At 53.6% G+C, this 16587-nt stretch carries 19 protein-coding genes and 2 pseudogenes; 2 read left to right on the top strand and 19 right to left on the bottom strand.

What is annotated here, in order from left to right; translation table 11 throughout:
• Positions 1-13: 13 nt before the first annotated feature.
• From traU to traM, 14 genes and pseudogenes are all read right to left on the bottom strand, one after another.
• Positions 14-998, bottom strand: a pseudogene (gene traU, locus ABOC21_RS00340) (conjugal transfer pilus assembly protein TraU).
• A gap of 19 nt (positions 999-1017) precedes the next feature.
• Positions 1018-1644 (bottom strand): type-F conjugative transfer system protein TraW, encoded by a 627-nt coding sequence (traW, locus tag ABOC21_RS00335; RefSeq protein ID WP_426811821.1) that lies wholly within the window; start codon positions 1642-1644, stop codon positions 1018-1020.
• On the bottom strand, positions 1641-2021 hold the full coding sequence (gene trbI / locus ABOC21_RS00330) for a type-F conjugative transfer system protein TrbI (protein ID WP_426811829.1): 381 nt from the start codon (positions 2019-2021) through the stop codon (positions 1641-1643). The genes traW and trbI overlap by 4 nt, the downstream gene beginning before the upstream one ends.
• Positions 2018-4657 carry a type IV secretion system protein TraC gene (traC, locus tag ABOC21_RS00325; protein ID WP_426811820.1) on the bottom strand — a complete coding sequence of 880 codons (2640 nt, stop codon included), beginning with the start codon at positions 4655-4657 and terminating at the stop codon, positions 2018-2020. The genes trbI and traC overlap by 4 nt, the downstream gene beginning before the upstream one ends.
• A gap of 146 nt (positions 4658-4803) precedes the next feature.
• Positions 4804-5082: a hypothetical protein gene (locus tag ABOC21_RS00320; RefSeq protein ID WP_426811819.1), complete on the bottom strand. Its 279-nt coding sequence runs from the start codon at positions 5080-5082 to the stop codon at positions 4804-4806.
• Positions 5083-5196: 114 nt separating this feature from the next.
• A complete protein-coding gene (gene traV / locus ABOC21_RS00315; RefSeq protein WP_426811818.1) occupies positions 5197-5775 on the bottom strand; it encodes a type IV conjugative transfer system lipoprotein TraV in 579 nt (192 codons plus the stop codon).
• Positions 5776-6030: 255 nt separating this feature from the next.
• A pseudogene (gene traB / locus ABOC21_RS00310) lies at positions 6031-7450 on the bottom strand (F-type conjugal transfer pilus assembly protein TraB).
• On the bottom strand, positions 7450-8184 hold the full coding sequence (gene traK, locus ABOC21_RS00305; RefSeq protein ID WP_426811817.1) for a type-F conjugative transfer system secretin TraK: 735 nt from the start codon (positions 8182-8184) through the stop codon (positions 7450-7452). Before traK ends, traB begins: the two are co-directional and overlap by 1 nt.
• Positions 8171-8737 carry a type IV conjugative transfer system protein TraE gene (traE, locus tag ABOC21_RS00300; RefSeq protein WP_426811816.1) on the bottom strand — a complete coding sequence of 189 codons (567 nt, stop codon included), beginning with the start codon at positions 8735-8737 and terminating at the stop codon, positions 8171-8173. The genes traK and traE overlap by 14 nt, the downstream gene beginning before the upstream one ends.
• 19 nt (positions 8738-8756) lie before the next feature.
• Positions 8757-9062 carry a type IV conjugative transfer system protein TraL gene (traL, locus tag ABOC21_RS00295; protein ID WP_426811815.1) on the bottom strand — a complete coding sequence of 102 codons (306 nt, stop codon included), beginning with the start codon at positions 9060-9062 and terminating at the stop codon, positions 8757-8759.
• 13 nt (positions 9063-9075) lie between these two features.
• Positions 9076-9444: a type IV conjugative transfer system pilin TraA gene (gene traA, locus ABOC21_RS00290; protein ID WP_426811814.1), complete on the bottom strand. Its 369-nt coding sequence runs from the start codon at positions 9442-9444 to the stop codon at positions 9076-9078.
• Between the two features lie 106 nt (positions 9445-9550).
• Positions 9551-9877 (bottom strand): TraY domain-containing protein, encoded by a 327-nt coding sequence (locus tag ABOC21_RS00285; RefSeq protein ID WP_426811813.1) that lies wholly within the window; start codon positions 9875-9877, stop codon positions 9551-9553.
• Positions 9878-9960: 83 nt separating this feature from the next.
• Complete coding sequence (locus ABOC21_RS00280) at positions 9961-10647, bottom strand: sigma factor-like helix-turn-helix DNA-binding protein (protein ID WP_426811812.1); 687 nt, start codon at positions 10645-10647, stop codon at positions 9961-9963.
• A 211-nt stretch (positions 10648-10858) separates the two neighbouring features.
• On the bottom strand, positions 10859-11254 hold the full coding sequence (traM, locus tag ABOC21_RS00275; RefSeq protein WP_426811811.1) for a conjugal transfer relaxosome DNA-binding protein TraM: 396 nt from the start codon (positions 11252-11254) through the stop codon (positions 10859-10861).
• A gap of 435 nt (positions 11255-11689) precedes the next feature.
• Here traM and ABOC21_RS00270 point away from each other — a divergent pair, with 435 nt between their 5' ends.
• Both ABOC21_RS00270 and ABOC21_RS00265 read left to right on the top strand, forming a co-directional pair.
• Entirely contained in the window at positions 11690-12178 is a 489-nt protein-coding gene (locus ABOC21_RS00270) for a transglycosylase SLT domain-containing protein (protein WP_426811810.1), read from the top strand.
• Between the two features lie 265 nt (positions 12179-12443).
• On the top strand, positions 12444-12983 hold the full coding sequence (locus tag ABOC21_RS00265; RefSeq protein ID WP_426811809.1) for a dihydrofolate reductase family protein: 540 nt from the start codon (positions 12444-12446) through the stop codon (positions 12981-12983).
• Positions 12984-13370: 387 nt separating this feature from the next.
• Here ABOC21_RS00265 and ABOC21_RS00260 read toward each other — a convergent pair whose 3' ends face one another.
• From ABOC21_RS00260 to ABOC21_RS00240, 5 genes are all read right to left on the bottom strand, one after another.
• Positions 13371-13688: a hypothetical protein gene (locus tag ABOC21_RS00260; RefSeq protein ID WP_426811808.1), complete on the bottom strand. Its 318-nt coding sequence runs from the start codon at positions 13686-13688 to the stop codon at positions 13371-13373.
• Between the two features lie 93 nt (positions 13689-13781).
• Positions 13782-14174, bottom strand: a complete 393-nt coding sequence (locus ABOC21_RS00255) for a hypothetical protein (protein ID WP_426811807.1) — start codon at positions 14172-14174, stop codon at positions 13782-13784.
• Between the two features lie 480 nt (positions 14175-14654).
• Entirely contained in the window at positions 14655-15524 is an 870-nt protein-coding gene (locus ABOC21_RS00250) for a DUF4942 domain-containing protein (protein ID WP_426811806.1), read from the bottom strand.
• Positions 15525-15571: 47 nt separating this feature from the next.
• Positions 15572-15802 (bottom strand): hypothetical protein, encoded by a 231-nt coding sequence (locus tag ABOC21_RS00245; protein WP_426811805.1) that lies wholly within the window; start codon positions 15800-15802, stop codon positions 15572-15574.
• Between the two features lie 90 nt (positions 15803-15892).
• Positions 15893-16123 carry a hypothetical protein gene (locus ABOC21_RS00240; RefSeq protein WP_426811804.1) on the bottom strand — a complete coding sequence of 77 codons (231 nt, stop codon included), beginning with the start codon at positions 16121-16123 and terminating at the stop codon, positions 15893-15895.
• Between the last annotated feature and the right edge of the window lie 464 nt (positions 16124-16587).

The following is a 16587-nucleotide window of genomic DNA, read 5'->3' as shown; positions in this document are numbered from 1 at the left end:
GAAAGGCTCCTTTTCACAGGAAGACACAGTTACGTTTACGCCACATCAGATAGCCGTAGTTTTTCCGGGTGTTGGGGGGATTGCGCCCGGCTTCCCAGCGCATCACGCTGCGCCCGAGAGGGTGGCACTGCCCGCTGTCCGGATACATGTTCACCATCTGATAGCGCCAGCGCTCTTTCGGGATAATCGGCGACGGGTACTCGTAGCAGACCGCTTTGTCCTTGCCAATGGTCTCCATAATCTGGCCCTGCCGGTGCAGTTTGAATGCCATGCGCTCACTGACCAGCACCGAGGACTGCAGCGGACTGGACTCGTTACTCACCCAGCCGTTGAACGGGTATAACGAACCGTGGCTGCCCCCGCACCAGAACAGCACGTCCAGCGGCATATGAAAAGCGCTGGCGATGGCATCGGCAGCGCATGCCCCCTGCGCTATCGGGTTGGCAAACAGGATGGCTTCCGGGTTCAGAATGGTGGTCAGGCTGCTGTCCACCCAGGTGGGGTCGATTTCCGACAGATAGGCGATATCCATGTCACCGCCCTCAAGGCACCCCGCCGAGGTGATGATGTTCAGCCAGTAGGTTAACGGATATTTGTACCAGTGGACGTGATAGAAGGCCCCGTTTACCTGTTTGTCGTCCTTCTTCGCGGTGCCCATCCCGGTTTTGCCGAGGTTGATACTGAAGCCGCCGAGATTCACCATGCAGCCGGGCGAGCGGCTGACATCGGTCATCGCCATCGGCTCCCAGTACCCGATAGCCAGCCCCGGTCGGACGAACAGCGGCGGCGGGGCCGGACAGAGTCTGCAGCGGGCTGCCCGGATTTGCCGTATCGGGCTGATCTCCCTTGCCGACCTGAATGCTGCCGAGCGAGAGCGGAAAAATACAGCGCCAGCAGACATCGGTGATCGGGTTAACAAACCGCCCCTCACAGGACGGGTCGGCCGCCGCGTTCAGGCTGTAGCCCCACAGCAGCAGGGCACTCAGTAACAGGGTCAGAGATTTCACGTCAGCGTCCTTACTGTGGGGGAAAATATTCGATATTCAGCCGTTCCCCCGAAGGGGCCGGCGTGATACGCGCCGGAATGGTGGTCAGGCCAAACCGTTCACACAGCACGCCGTTCTGGTCGAAGTAAATCCGGCTGTCGAGGGCAGCGGAGGTGTCCGGCACGCTGCCTTTCACCAGAATGATTTTGCTGAGCACCGTGTCCGGCACCTGCCGTTTCATCCACGCCACCTGATCCGGGTCATCGCCGTCGATGAAATACAGGGTCTGCATGAACGGCACGGTTTTGAGGGGATTGACCACCTCGCCCTTGCGGGCAAACACGCGGCCTTCGTGGTCTTTCAGGTCCTCGCTCAGACGAATGCTGGGGTCAAACCAGCGTTGTTCATACTTCTCCGCCCTGCGCAGTCCCGCCACCGGGGCCGGACGCTGGCTGTGGTTTTCCACCCGCCCCCTGAACGCCGCCATCTCCTGTTCCCATTTTCCCGAGGTCTGCAGCGCTTCAAGGCGGCGGGTGATGAGCGTCAGCATGTCCTGCTCCTGAACCGGCCACAGGTCACCCCATGTACCCAGATCGGCGGCAGACACCGCCGGGCAAAACAGACAGCAGGCCAGAACGCCCCCGCAGAGCCGTTTCATTTCTGCCCCTCCTGCATACGCCGGGCAATCGCCGTCTGAATTTTCCGGGTCACATCAGGGGCCCCCTGCACCACCGCCGGCGAAACGAGGATCACCACATGATTGTCCTGCTGATACGCCGCGAGACTCTGCTCCAGTGCGCCGTTAAACCGCTCCGACAGGGCTTTTGACTGCGCCTGCGTCAGCGATTTACGGCTGACATCATCCATAAACGCATCCAGCGTTTTTTTCATGTCAAACGCCACCACGCGGGGGACGGCACTGGCTATCATCACGCGGGTGATAACCGCACTGGCGGCAAGGGTCGCGATAACCAAACCGGCGACAGCCAGCGTGCTGCGCCATGTGGTGACGGGGTTTACGGTCGTGTTCATCAGCCTGCTCTCCTGTTGGTGTCCTGCCGGATACGTTCTTCCAGTGCCGCCATCTCCGCCGGGTAGTTCTGGCAGGCCAGTTCGTAAACCGCGTCATGGATATCCACCCCCGCTTTCTTGCGCCGCTGGATGAATTCAAAATCCTTCCCGGTTGAGGAATACATCGCCCGGCTGAGAGGGTCGACAAACAGGCGGTGCCATGAGCAGTTCGCCTCGACCTGCAGCATGAAGGAAGAAAACCACTGGTCTTTAGCAGCACCAAAACTCTTGATCATGTCCTGCTGCAGCTTCGTGAACTGGTCGGGGTACAGCTGGTTATATTTGGCAAACTCTTTGGCGCTCTGCTTGAGGATGCCCTTGTAGGACGAGTTGCCCCATGCCGCCCGCGCCGCGCTGGAGGCGGTGGGCGAGTCAAAGTCGACAATATTCTGGGTGATGGTGATATAGGCCCCGGTATGGCGTCGCGCCGTGCGGTAGCCTTTTTCAATGAAGGTCCCGACCTTTTCATTCTTGAAGTCCAGCAGTTTCCAGCCTTCATCAATCACGTTCAGTTTTTTCAGGCTGCGCGGCGACTGGTACATGCGGTTTTCGATGTAAATGATGAGCGAGAACATCACGGCAATCAGCAGAGACGGGCGGGATTCCAGCCCGCCCAGCTCCAGCACCACCATGCGGGCGTCATCGTGCAGCGAGGGTTGGTCCGAGTTGAAGTATTCCCCGTAAATCCCCTTTGCGGTGTACTGGTCGAGCAGCACGATCATCTCATCCAGCCGGCTGCGGATGGTCGGCGCGTCGGCATAGTCCTCGCTGTTTCTGGCGTTCAGCAGAAAATTCACCACATCATCAATGCGGGCGTGGTTACGTTTACTTAACCACGCGGACTGCACCGCCTGCAGCAGCAGACCTTCGTGGACCTCATCCAGATTGCCGTTAGGGCTGGCCATGACCGACATCTGGTCGCGGATACGCTCGGCGGACAAATCAAAACTGGCATCGTCGAGAATGTTGGCGAAAGGGTTAAACTTGAGGCTGTCGCCGTCGAGATAGACCCCGCCCATGTTCTCGCACAGGGACTTATAGCCGTCTCCCATGTCAAACACCCACGCGAAGCCGCCCGCATCGAGCACGCTGCGGATCAGCGGCTGGATCAGGCCCGTTTTACCCGCCCCGGACGTCCCGCAGACCGCCATATTGAAGTTGGTATTGTTCATCCCTTCATAGAACAGGTCGATAAACGCCAGCTGGTTGCGGTAAGTCGGGGCCAGCAGACCGGCCGGGGCCAGCGGACTGTCGGCCACCACCGGCAGAAGGTTGGCCACGTTGAAGGTCTCGGCCCGCCGGATAACCCCGGCCGCCTTGAGTTCGGTGAACAGCCCTTCCCCGCATTTGAACGGCAGCATGGCCAGAAAATTGCGCAGATGATGATACCGGGCCGGAACCAGCTCAAACCCGCCTTTACGGTAACTGTTGAGGATTTGCTGCTCGGTGGCCAGAGACGCTTCTGCGCTGTCTGCCGTGTAGGCGGTGATGTTGAAAAAGTAGGACACCAGCGACGACTGGTTGGTGGCCAGACGCTGGCGGATATCACCCCACTCGCGCACCTCTTTCTCCACAGACGGAAAATATTTGGCGTAGGAGGTTTTGCTCTTTTTCTCCAGATCCATGTACTTGAGGTTCGCTTCATTCTGGGTCTTAACCTGATCTTCCACCATCAGCGTCAGCGACAGAACAAACGGGCAGGATATGGACAGCTCAGGGTTCAGCAGGTTGGCGTAGTTATCCGCACTGGTCCACAGAAAAGCGATTTCCGGATCGCGCTCCAGATGGTAACTGGTGACGCGGGTCACCGTCTCTTGCCCCTCCTTGCCCGTCCGGCCAATTTTCAGATGCCCGGCCGTCACCTTCATGTCGAAGCTGTCCGCCACACACTGGTAATTGAGATCCTGATACGGGTCGAGTTTGCAGGGCTGGCGGTACATTTCGCCCGGATCAGGGTTCACCAGCTCCTGAATCAGTGCGACCAGCCCGGCGGCATCCATCAGCCGGGTGGGGATATGCGCCCCGCCCAGCGAGGCGCGGATAATTTTTATCTGGTTTTCCAGCTCAACAATCTGCGCTGTTGAATTTTTCTTTCGCGGCACACAGCAGGAGATGAAGACACGGTAATTGCGCAGCGTCAGGGGTAAGTCCATCCCCTCCGGCAACGGGAAGCTGCTTTCGGCCGCCCGCAGATAATAGGCGCGGGTGATGGCGTTAAACTTTTCCGCCTGTTTCCCGCTCCAGCTGAATTCCCGCAGGCCATACTCAATATCGTCCCCGACCAGCTTGCTGGACACCAGACTGATGGTGAAAGGCACGCCGCGCGGGATTTTGGTCCGCAACAGATGGTCCAGCGTCGCCACGATATCGGCATTCGCGCCCGGCAGAGGACGGGCTTCCAGCAGAAACCCCACGGTTTTCGTGTTAATAAACAACCCGGTGGCCGAATCATAATCCTGATAAGGCAGCACGCGGCTGAACTGCGGGAAATTCATGCTGCCCAGAATGTCGTTGGCTTTCGCGGATTCATCGGGCAGGCTGAGGGCGGACACCAGTGAATTTACGGCCTGAGCGACGGTATCCATCAGGTTATTACGCATGTGAGCGTTCCTTAATGAGCATTTAAATAATCAAAAAAGATATGGCCTTATACAATTGCCACCCGGAGATATAACGACAATATTTTCCGGTCGGTACGTTGATGATGATAATCCTGCCGCAATCTAAATTATTGACAGGTCCTGTATCACTCCTGATTTTTAGATTTGTTATAAGCAGATATGGCCATGTCGTACCTGTCCGTCACGACATTAACAACAACACCTGAACAATCCAGTCGATTAATGTTACTGGTAAACATCCCTGTGGGGATATCAACCTCTTTCAGGGAACACGCAGTGGCCCAATACCTCCCGTCCTTAATTAAATCGTCATTGTCGGGTTGGCTTTGCGTGTAAATGAAAAAAGAAACCATTAACACGCCTGTAATTAAACAAACAGCATTGATAAATCTGTCGCTATCCACAGAAATCCTCCAAAGTAAAAAACACGCTACCGCCCATCCCTTTCAACGCACAGGGCACTCGTTTTAAATCCGGTATTAATTCAGTCCTCACAGCGCCATTTACGGCGCTGTTGATTAGTTAATGCGGGGCTGCCCCCACGCCGGGGGGGTGACCACAAACAACACCGTGGCCGGCTGGTGATAGACGTCCTCAGCATCCACATAGGGCGCTATCCACAGGGAGGCAGTCTGTTCCCCCTTCCTGAGCGGGCGCGGGTAAGCACCGGGCAGCGTGGCAGGCGATGTTGATGTATAGGTGCTGACGCTCACCGGCCGTTGATACACGGGCGCGGGTGCGGTGGATGAAACAGCCACCGGAGTACGGCTGACCGGCGCGTTGCTGAGCAGGCGGCCAGAGGATGCCGTCACCGGCGGCGTCGTGCTGCGTACTGGTGTCATATGCGGCTGTGGCGGCAACGGGTAACTGTTCGCCGACGAGGTTCTGAAATTGCCGTCAGCCAGTCGTGGCAACCCGGCCGCAGCCGGCTTTGCATGACTGCGCTCCTCAAGGGCTTTTGCCTTTTCATTCGCCTGCTCCATCGTCATACAGGTATCTGACGTGGTGGCATTACATTCAAATTCCGACTCTGTTCCGGCGCATCCGGTTAACAGCAATGCACCGCCCAGAGGAATTAACAGCATTAATTCCTTCATTGATTCACCTTTAAATCAGTTATGTTTCAGACTCACCCTGAATAAACGCCTTCCGTTTTTACGGCCTCTGCGCTGCGTATATTTCTTCCAGCCTGCTTGTGTCGGAATACGCCATTATTACCCTGTAACGGGGCTGTTCTTTTTCAGCTTCCGGTTTTCCGGCAACAACCACTCCGGCGGTATTATCTGTATTTATCGTCACTGATAACTCCGTTTCGTTTATATGATATGGGGACGCATACCCCTGCCGTTGTATTACCCGTTATTTTCAGCTTCTGATGACGCCCCGGGTGAGAACTGACGCGGATCGAGTTTGCCCAGCTTTTTCAGCATGTCATCGGTGCTGAATCCGTTCATGTTTCCGCCGGACGACTGAGCGCGTTGTTCCTGCTGCGGGGCCGGCTCCGTGTTCTGCGCCTGCTGCCCGTTCTTCTCCGCTTCCAGCTCTTCAATGGTTTTCAGCTGGAAACCGTCCTGGAACACCACGGTCACTTCGTTCCCCGCACCGATCGGGATCACCGCGTGATACTGCTCAGCGCGTTTGATGTAGTAATCACCTAACGTCTGCGCCGCTTTCGATGATCCGCCGCCCATCCCCATTTTCAGGACATCACCAGCACCAACGGAGGCTGTCGCTCCCAGACCCACAGCTGGTTGCGAAGCTCGCTCAATCCCCTGACCAATCCCTTCAACAAATCCTGCCCCCCATGCCCAGCCGAGGATTTTGCCGTTACGCATCACCACTTCCCCTTTGATGCCGTTTTTGCCCATAAAGGACACATGGCCGTTAATGGGCTGGTCGATAGTTTTATCGCCTTTGATACAGCTGATATTGCGGGTGCGAACGATGGCGCGCTCACTGGAGACATCCCCCCAGGCTTCGAGGCCGACAAAGCAACCGGTCAGGTCATAGGTTTTGCTGTTCGGCATTTCCACACGCCCGATAATACGCAGCGACATGGGGACGGTTGATTCATTCCCGGTAACGGAAGCGTTGGCATCAGCACCTTCTATCAGACTGCTTTTTGCAAAGCTGCCTGATGGAATGTAGGGCAGCGTTTTGCCTTTCCGGCCACGGTCATAGTTAAAGGTTTTGCGCTGTATCTGGTTCGGCACCGGCACAGACTGGTAGCTGACCTGTGGCGGCATGACAGCCCCGTTTCCGGGGTAGAATGATGTCGGCGGCGGCACCGCACCGCCTGACTGTGGCGGGAAGCTCGCCGGTTGAGGCTCCCCTTCCGGCCCCGGTGGCGGTGACGGCGGAGCCGGCGCAGGTTCGCCTCCGGCGACAGCAGGTCTGACGCCCAGCGCTTTCAGTCTGCTCCTGCATGGCGACATTTTCCCCGGATAGTTTATCGATGCGGATCTGGTCCGCCGTCCGGGCTTTACTCAGCAAATTCACTTCACCCTGCAGCGATTCAAACTTTTTAGTGAGATCGGCGGCCGTGGCCTGCATTTCCGTGGTGGCATGCTGCTCAACCTTGCTGTTGAACTGGCTGTCGACCACCCCGGTCATATCCGGAACCGGTTCGGCCTGCACGGTCGGGTCTTCTTCAGAACGTAAATTCAGTTCTGACAGATACAACCCCCCCGCCACTAAACCGGTGCCACCGACCAGAAGCAGGGCCAGCCAGAGATACTGCTTGCGTTTGATCAGCGTATTGAAGTTCGCCATCAGCGTGCCCCCTCCGCTGTGGTGACCCAGATAGACATGCGCCCCCCCGCCGTCAGCGGACCAGCAGGGGTGCTCAGCATGATGGCGCGCGTGCCCGGTTGCCAGAAATCGCTTTCGCGGATAAGGCGGGGTGAGTAAGCCGTGTTTTCGACGCTGTAGCGCACGATTTTAAGATGATGACCGGTCCAGACCTTATCCGCCGTGGCGCGGAGTCCGGCCGGCACCGACAGGGTTTCAGCCGTCACCGGAACGGACTGATATTCTTCCGGCATACTGCCCTGCCGCATGGCCCGGTTGAGTGTCACCAGCAGCGTTTCATACGGCGTCGATTCTTCCCACGACTTCGCCGGTCCCGGTGTACCGGTCAGTTCTGAAACCAGCTGAATGGTCCGGCCCACACCGGCACGCGGCACGGCCCGGATGGAAAAGTTGAGACCGCGCTCGGTTTCCACAATAAAGGTGAACGGTTTTTTGCTGAGCGTGGCGAGAACAGCGCCCCCGCTGTCGGTCTGTTCCTGATTCGTCAGACCGCCATCCAGACTGTTGATGGCCGTGATGCGGTCTCCCGGTACGGTAAAGAGGTTCGGGTCGGTGTTGCTGACAGCAATGTTGGCCTGCCCGCCGTTAGCCAGTGGCACCACCGTAGGTGCCAGCGTTCCGCTGAGCGTGGCGGAAAAGGCCGGCGACATCATGAACAGGCAACCGGAGATAAATAATGGATTAATTTTTTTCATTATTTATTTCTCCAAAACGCGCCAGCCAGCTGACACCGTCGATCCGGTTAAACTGAAGGACATAATGTTTAATTTCGGTATAGGGTGCGGAGTCGCCTATCCATGTTTTTAATTCCCCGCGCAAATCCACCCGGTTCTCCGCCGGATAAGAGCGGACAGAGGTCATATAAAAGGTGGCATTCACATTGTTGTCCTTGATCCGCTTCGCATCATCAGCCAGCTGGATTTTCAGGCTGTTCTGTGAGCCGGGGAAAACATATTTCAGTAACTGCGCGTGCTGGGCATCCACCGTTTCCGGCGTGACATTCAGGCGCAGGGCCACGAAGCTCAGCCCCAGCTGCTCAATATAGGAGGCATCAGCCTGATTCTGAGACACCGCAAACGGCGCATTAAATAACATCGGCGTGACCACAACCTTCTGTTCAGTCTGCAGGCGGTAGTTATTTATTCCCTGAATAATATTCGTGGCAAGACTGAGAATAATAACCGCCCCCATGCAGAGATAGCCGAGCGCAATGACACGGGTCGTGCTGAGTCGGGCACCGTGCTCCATAGATTAATTCCTCACTGCATTATTTAATCCACTGCCGGAAACAGGAATCCGGGATATCGTGAAAAAACCCCTTAAGAAGGGACGTGGGCAGATACCAGTAAATCAGATCACGCAACCACGAACTGCCCCGTCCCTTTTTCAGTTTTTTGATGCCCCAGAAAACCAGTACCGCTGCGGCCATACCGAAAATAAACTTACTGGTCCAGAAACCCCAGCCCAGACAAATAACGGCCGGGATAAGTTCATCGAGATATAAGCCAAACCAGCGGGACTGGTTAGTGAGTGTTTCCGGGAAACGGTATTTCTTTAAATCGTCTCCCGTCATCACTGCCGTCCTCTCAGTAACCGGCTACAGCCATACCGATAGAAATAAAGGTAGAAATAATGGCGAAACCAAACAGGAACTTCACGTTCTTGGTCATCATATACATGATCGCGCCAGCGACGACCTCCGCCAGAACAACCCATTTGACGACACTGGAGGACTTGCCGAAGGTTCCTTTGACCGTGGTGTCACCGGACTTCATCAGGTCAGTGGTAGTAGTGGTGGCCATTGCAACATCCGGGAAGAAGGCAGCGAGAGCCCCGACCGGCAGGACGACTTTGGCGACTTTCAGTGCCGTTTGTTTACGGAACATGCGTGACATTAATGACGGTTTGTTTTCTTCAGGTAAAGCAATACCCTGAACACCTGAGACAGCATTCATATATAAACCCTTCAGATTGAATTAAATTAAGGTGTAAAACTTAGCGTGAAGATTCTGTTAAATTATCCGGGTTATTCACCTCCTTTATCATCAAAATAAACGTTATTCAAAAAACTGGAAACTGATGCAAATGGTCCTGTAACCTTAGATAGACCTCATGCGATTTACTTCGGTTACTTTTGTTTTTTGCAGCTATAAGTTTATTATTCGTTTCGTCATCAAACCTTGTTACTACAACAGGACCGAAAGAAACGTTCTTATAAGTTACCGTTGGATAGAAATCCGGAAATCTGTGTAGATGGTCCTTAATCCTGTAGACCACCTCAGCGGATTTACTTCGTCCACTAAGTTCTTTAGATTCTAATAATCGACGATGTGTATCATCATCAACCTTTATACTGACGCACGGACCTAATGCCGGACGAGTATTCATTCGCCTCACAACTTCCTCCGCTACAAAGTTTCACGGTAAAAGTGTTGCATTAAGTCGCCCGTTAGGCAATAGACGAAAAGTCACTATTTATTTAACATTTTTGTAACATTCCTACACAGTAATTCATTTGCCGTTCTGAAAAGAGAAACCACCACCCCACTCGCGAATGCAAGTATAAATACATCATCTCTTATTTGCTCAGGTAGTAGAGCTAATATTCTGTTTATACGATTTTTAGATGTTCCGACTGATATATTAAGAACCTGAGAAATACACTGGTGTGAGGCTCCAAGTATATACAATGCGAATGTTTCATGCTGCACATCATTCAACAAAGAAATGGCCATTTTAAAATCGTTAATCTGATTGATAAACTGTGTATTTCTTGGCGACATCAGGAACGCACCCCGACGAATATGACAAAATTTCCAGACCGTGGCTTCAGTATTCATATAAAATATTTTCTCTATTATCACGTCCCACCGGAAGCCATTTATGGATAAATTTTCCTCAACAAAAACAAATTTATTGTCGGCGTAAATCTCAGCCTCAAGAGCAGACAAACGCAAAGATGTGTTTATCTCAATACTTTCAAACCAGTGATTAAAATCAACAGACTTCAGGAAAGCATGATCAAAAGAAGAGTTGCGGCACAGGAAGTTACCGCAACGCAGTCGAAGGCACGTAGGTTGGTCAGAAAATCTGACTAAGCCCTGCAAATTACGGAAGAATTCTGATTGACTTAGTTTTTGGCTTTCAATACGATCCATCGGATACATAGGAACCTCTTTGTCAGGATTCTATGGACAGCTGATGTAAAGAGTTGTAGCTCCTTACATCAGCGATTCTCAAATTTTCAGAAACTATTTGCTTCCAAAACAATGATAGTTCCAGCAGACATCCTTGTCATTCAAAAATTGCAGATCATTCCACTTTAGTTTTCTGTATATTAGGTGAAAACTCTTATCTTAAAACATATAATCAAGAGTCACCTTCATCATTTTGGTCTTCCGGGAATATTCTACTGATCACCTCCTGCGTATCTTCTCTGATATTCTCAACCATTGCAGGCCACTCCCATTTTGGGATGCCAGCTATATGTGGACTTTGAGAAGAAATGCCAAGAACCTTATTGACAGAAAATTGTGTTTTAATCACTGACTCAAGGAGTAATTTGTTAAACAGCATCTGGTTAAATCCGCTTTCCTTCCTCTCCATCTGCGCTTCATACACTCTGACACCCAGTTCTATTAACATGGACGCGACACCAGAGAAGCTGACATCTTTCTCCTTTGCTCCCTCTGCCCGTCGTTTTTCCACAATTGCATAAATCTTTTCAGCGACTTCATCACTGACATATGCCTGAACCTTTGCCATTTCACATCCTTATTTAAAACGAAATTTCACTCTATTACTAACCGAGAAGAATACACGATTCACCGGCGATTCAATTCGCGATTCGAATCTAGATTCACACCCACAAAAATACGATTCATCATGCGAATCACACCACGAATCGAATCTAGAGTCAATTCGCCTTCCAGACCGCATTACGCCTGATTTGATTCATTACCGATTCGTCAACGATTCATTAATGAATCGCCGGCGAATCGCTGGCGAATCGCATATATATTTCATAATGATAGATAGTGCAATTTCAGGTTAGTTAACCTCATGAATTACATAATCAATCTGCAAAATTTTAATTTTGCGTAGTGTGTGGTGATTTTTGGGGTGAGGAGTGCATATTTGTTGAGTTCTTATTCGGGACGGGTTAAAACATTTCCAGCAAGGAACCCTGAAGGGTGGTATATGAATAAAATTGTGTTAGTCATCACACTTTTGATATTTCCCGTCATTTCATACGCTGAAGACTGCTTTGATATGGCAGGACGGGATTATAAAATCGACCCGGATTTACTGCGGGCTATTTCGTGGCAGGAGTCAAAGTTTGTGGTGAATGCCATTGGTCGCAATCCGGTATCGGGATATGGTTCCGGCCTGATGCAGATCGACTCGCAACATTTTGGCGAATTATCACGCTACGGAATTAAATCACAGCATCTTTTGACCGATGCCTGCCTGAACATTTACACCGGGGCTTATTTTCTCGCTCGCGCGTTTAATAAATGGGGGGTGTCATGGGATGCGGTAGGTGCCTACAATGCCGGTTTCAAAAAAACACCGCGACAGGCTGCCCGCCGTTACAGCTATGCCAGTAAAATTCATCGCTACTATACCGCCATCAAGGCCAGTAAAAATCAGGTCGCAGGAGAGCCACAGACTGCAATGAGAAAATAAGCGAGTTTCTGCCAGGCGAATAATTTATCAGGCTACAGAATACAGCGCCTTTACCAGATATCAGTCTGAACCTTTTTTTTAACTGGTACTTTCCTTCTTCTGCGTGGGGATACTTTCAGACCTGAATTTACAGACTGCTCATTCTCAAACGGCATTAAAAATACACAGTCAACAGACACGGTTTTCAGGTTTTATTTGTGATGGTTATATGGCTCAACGTGGCACTGTTGGGAAATTCGTTTAACTGATATGCAGGGAGTTGTAAATGTCCGGACTGGTTTATTATGTTGCTGCGTCGCTGGATGGATTTATCGCCACTCACCAGCACGCGCTTGACTGGCTGAATAATTTTACTCTGGGTGATGACGCCACACCTTATGACGATTTTTATCAGACGGTCGGCGCGGTCATTATGGGCGGTACGACTTATTGCTGGATTATTGAAAACTTTCGGGGAGAGTGGCCCTATAAAAACGTACCCGTTTTTGTTCTGACCCGTCAGTTTTTACCCACACCGCAGGAACTGAATATTGCAACGGTCAGCGGCAGTGCCACAGACATTGCCACACTGGCGAAATCCGTCGCCGCTGATAAAAAAGTCTGGGTAGTCGGCGGAGGGAAAACAGCGGCGTTTTTCGCTGACGCCGGCGAATTAAGTCAGTTACAGATAACCACCATCCCTGTGTTTCTCGGCTCGGGCATTCCTGTCTTGCCGGCAGACCGCCTGATTTATGTGAAACCTGTCAGTCACAGAATATTAAAAAGCGGTGCAACAGAAATCGTACTGCAAATACCCGGGGAGTGATGTTCCTCTTTCTTTATCGCAGCAGCAGATTCAGGCTGGACTGCTGGCATAAGACCGGTAAATTTCCGCGCCTGTCTTATGCCTTACCCTGTGATATTCAGCACATGGATTTCTGCACTTCAACGGGGCAGTTTCGTTTTCTGACATGCCCACCGCGCAGAAATAATATCCACGGATTTACCTGTGATTAACTGAGCGGTGTCCGGCAATATATCCGGAAATATTCGTTCTCAGCCTTTCATATACTCATGACGTGCTATATTTACTCATGAAGTGTTCAGTCACTTCACCCCGTATTAAATGAAGTCATACTCTGTCTTCACTGTTCTCAGACAGAATCAGGAACGCAGCTGGCAGGGGTGGGTTTCCCCCTCTGCCTTTTTCCTTTCAGGCCGTTAATGAACGGTTATATATCACTTTCCAGTCCGTGTAAGCCCGACCGTCATTCAGCGGCGTGATACTCACCACATTGACCGCCACCCCGTTCATCACCAGAATCCGCTCTATCCCCGTAAACCAGTCATCCTCTGCGCTCAACGGAAACCAGAGATTGCTGTTAATGCCGCTCAGCAGCGGATGATTGCAGAAGTGTACGCCCCGGCCCTGTTTTGTTTCGCTGCCCGTAACAATCACTTCTCCGCGCACCTCATTATGACCCGACGATGTTTCGCCATTCCCCGGCCCGACTCTCTTTTCTGTTTTCATGGCTTGTATCCCTGTTGTTCAGAATCGCCCTGATATTCAGCCCCGGTTATAGATACATGCCGGAGACTGCCTGCTTTGTGGCCGGAGTTACTGTTACTGTCGGCGCTGAAGGCGGGTTTCTGCAACCCTGCCCCTTAGCCCGCTCTCCAGCTCCTGACAGGCCAGTTTCCACAGAATCTCTCCCGCTTCACAAAAGCCGCTGCACACCAGCTGCCCTGCCTGCTCCCATGCGATCTGCGACGCCGCAGGAACCTGCGGGCGTGGTTGCCGCGCCACGGTATCGCACACCTGCCATGCCATCATCAGCAGTGCGCCATAAAGCCGCTTTGTCCGACATTTTTCATCCATATCCTGCATACACACAGAGGCCAGCAATTGCAGACTCCCGGCCAGTGCCGGGCTGAGTCCGGGAATAGTGATGCATTGACCTTCCTCCCACGCGTCGGGAGATCCCGACGTGGCGGTGTTGATGTTCTGTACATTCATGGCAACTCTCCTTTTAGCGTTTTTTCAATATGGGCACAGGGTCAAATGCTTATCCCGCTGCGCGCAATCAGGCGCACAAACTGTCTGAAATAGTCAGCTTCTACCACCTCAACATTGGTAAAGTTTTTATCTGTGACCTTCGCCATCGGACACCAGCGCCAGCCCGAAACCGCATAGCGGGTTAGCGGAGTGTGGCCGACGACACGGCCGGTACGGACGGGGAGCCGGAGGGGGCCATGTTTCAGTTCTGGTTATTCCTGCTGTTCCGTCATCATTCCCGGCAACAGAGGAACAGAAACCGGAGTAAACCCCGCCTCACCAGATACCATCATTGCCCGGATACCTGAAAGCACAGGCAACAGAGAAAACAACGTGCGGAAACCGCGCCGCAGGCGCGGGCCTTTCCCGCACCGCCGCGCAGCGGCCGGGTTTTCCGGCGACCCGGCAGACAATACCGGGCCTCCCTGCCCGGTTTCACCGTCAGACCGCTGGCGGCAGCGCCCCCGGATAGTGACGTGCCACAATGTCATTTACCCTGTCCACAAGGTCAGGCCGCGTAAAGGTGATATGCGCGGTGCCTTTCCAGAACGCTTTGATGGTGAACCAGTCGCAGGTGAACACCTCGCCCACATTGTTCATTCCGGCGGCGATAAAATCCCGGAACCGCGCGCCCTCTGATACCCGAAAATCAGGCACATTTTTACCGGCAAGCAGCCAGAACGGTCGCGCAAGGTCGTTGAGCCTGTCCTGCGCATGGCTTCGCACGCTCACATAACGCCGGTCGCCTGCAAACACGTCCAGCACGCCTTCAAGAATAATTTTCTTACCCAGACGACAGGGGTTATTGGTTTTGTAGTCCCATGACAGGGCGCGAAACACGTCGATAACGCCCTGTTCGAACGTCTCCCCTTTCGCCGCGTTGAGGTGCCGGAAGGTCGCCAGCACGTTATCGCTGGTGATTTCCGGGCAGGCGTCGCTGTACAGCTCCGCATCCCATTTCTTGCGCTGTGTGGCGCTCATCAGCGTGAACATGCCGGTATCGTTCATCAGGCGATGCCAGATGTCCCGGTCAGTCAGGCGGGCAACGTTGCGGCGAATAACGTCCGTGTCGCGCTCACTGCGGGCGCTCAGGCCGTAACTGACGATATCCGCCAGCCCCGAAAACCAGTCCTTACCCGCTGCCCCTTTAAACAACGTCTGCGCCTCCTGAATCTGCGCCAGTCCGGCCATAAAGGCCACTATCCCGGCGTTGCGCTGCGCGATGATGCGATCAATCGCCACCGAAGGGATGACGTCGCCGGTTTTGTCGGTGGTGTTGAGGTCTGCACAAAGTGCGGTATCGTGCTGCATGGTGTTTTCCTTCTGTATTGCCGCCCCTTCCGGGGCGGCTCACCTCATCAGTTAAAGGCGCGTTTCAGCTCCAGCGTGCGGAGCACCTGCCCCAGCTCGCCGCCCGTCATGGCCGGGATATGCACCCGGCGCTGTTTGCGGTGACATTTCGCAATGTGCCGCCCGAACGCCCGCAAAGCCGGGTTCAGCGCCGGAGCGGGGATATCGGGATGCAGCACGCGCGGATGCCGCCGGGGGTTTACAGAGGATTCAGAAGGTGTAAGAATTGAAACCAGCATATGATTTCTCCTCTATGTTGTTAAAGAATCCCGGAAATATCGTTGCTGCGATAAATCCGGGGTGGATTAAGCAGGGTTTCCCTGCTTTTTTCATTTCTGCGGTTCGCTGTCCGCCCCTGCCTCCTTTATCCGCCTGTCGGTAATGTCCTGCGGATCGCCGAGAAACCAGCCACCTGTGGGCCGGTACTGCGCGACAAACGCCTTTATCGCTGCCCTGCGCGTCACGCCTTCCGTTACGGTTTTCAGCGGCAGTGCGCCCTGTGCGTTGCGCCCCAGAAACAAAATTTCATCGCGGCGCAGCGCCTGAATCTGTTCAGCCATCGTTTATCCCCCTGTTTTTAAAGAGCATCACCCGTTGAGTTTCGGGAGCCGCGGCCCTTGACGTTTCGCGGGTGTGTGCCGTGTTACCGGCCCTGTTAACCATCACCCGTTTGAGAACCTTCGCCGCAGGGGCGTCAACAGCCACGGCCCGGTGCAGATGTCCGGGGCCGGACGGCAAAGTTTTTGCCGGCAAAAAGTTTTCCGGACGGGCGTCAGCGCACCCTGGACAGCCAGACGGGTTGTGGTTGTCTCAGCCCCGGCGACAGGAGCTTAAACGGATGATGCGAAGGGGGACGAAGGGCCGGCACCCGCCGCAATGCCGGTCGCGGCGGCGAAGCGCAGCGGGTGGCATTGCCCCTCAGAGCGCCGGCACCGCCGGGGCGGTGGACGCGGCGCGACCGGCACGGTCGCTGTGAGCGGTGCCGTTGACCGTCGCCATCGGACACCAGCGCCAGCCCGAAACC

This window comes from Klebsiella sp. WOUb02 (assembly GCF_050058015.1).
GTDB lineage: Bacteria > Pseudomonadota > Gammaproteobacteria > Enterobacterales > Enterobacteriaceae > Klebsiella.
Note: the sequence above shows the minus strand (reverse complement) of the source record. Positions and strands in the feature narration are given on the sequence as shown.

Coding starts and splice junctions, on each gene's coding strand:
- ABOC21_RS00285 (WP_426811813.1), bottom strand. CDS start 9,877: ATGAATACTCGTCCGGCATTAGGTCCGTGCGTCAGTATAAAGGTTGAT.
- ABOC21_RS00245 (WP_426811805.1), bottom strand. CDS start 15,802: ATGCTGGTTTCAATTCTTACACCTTCTGAATCCTCTGTAAACCCCCGG.
- traM (WP_426811811.1), bottom strand. CDS start 11,254: ATGGCAAAGGTTCAGGCATATGTCAGTGATGAAGTCGCTGAAAAGATT.
- ABOC21_RS00270 (WP_426811810.1), top strand. CDS start 11,690: ATGAATAAAATTGTGTTAGTCATCACACTTTTGATATTTCCCGTCATT.
- ABOC21_RS00260 (WP_426811808.1), bottom strand. CDS start 13,688: ATGAAAACAGAAAAGAGAGTCGGGCCGGGGAATGGCGAAACATCGTCG.
- traA (WP_426811814.1), bottom strand. CDS start 9,444: ATGAATGCTGTCTCAGGTGTTCAGGGTATTGCTTTACCTGAAGAAAAC.
- ABOC21_RS00240 (WP_426811804.1), bottom strand. CDS start 16,123: ATGGCTGAACAGATTCAGGCGCTGCGCCGCGATGAAATTTTGTTTCTG.
- traC (WP_426811820.1), bottom strand. CDS start 4,657: ATGCGTAATAACCTGATGGATACCGTCGCTCAGGCCGTAAATTCACTG.
- ABOC21_RS00255 (WP_426811807.1), bottom strand. CDS start 14,174: ATGAATGTACAGAACATCAACACCGCCACGTCGGGATCTCCCGACGCG.
- traL (WP_426811815.1), bottom strand. CDS start 9,062: ATGACGGGAGACGATTTAAAGAAATACCGTTTCCCGGAAACACTCACT.
- traE (WP_426811816.1), bottom strand. CDS start 8,737: ATGGAGCACGGTGCCCGACTCAGCACGACCCGTGTCATTGCGCTCGGC.
- traW (WP_426811821.1), bottom strand. CDS start 1,644: ATGAAACGGCTCTGCGGGGGCGTTCTGGCCTGCTGTCTGTTTTGCCCG.
- ABOC21_RS00250 (WP_426811806.1), bottom strand. CDS start 15,524: ATGCAGCACGATACCGCACTTTGTGCAGACCTCAACACCACCGACAAA.
- traK (WP_426811817.1), bottom strand. CDS start 8,184: ATGAAAAAAATTAATCCATTATTTATCTCCGGTTGCCTGTTCATGATG.
- ABOC21_RS00280 (WP_426811812.1), bottom strand. CDS start 10,647: ATGGATCGTATTGAAAGCCAAAAACTAAGTCAATCAGAATTCTTCCGT.
- traV (WP_426811818.1), bottom strand. CDS start 5,775: ATGAAGGAATTAATGCTGTTAATTCCTCTGGGCGGTGCATTGCTGTTA.
- ABOC21_RS00265 (WP_426811809.1), top strand. CDS start 12,444: ATGTCCGGACTGGTTTATTATGTTGCTGCGTCGCTGGATGGATTTATC.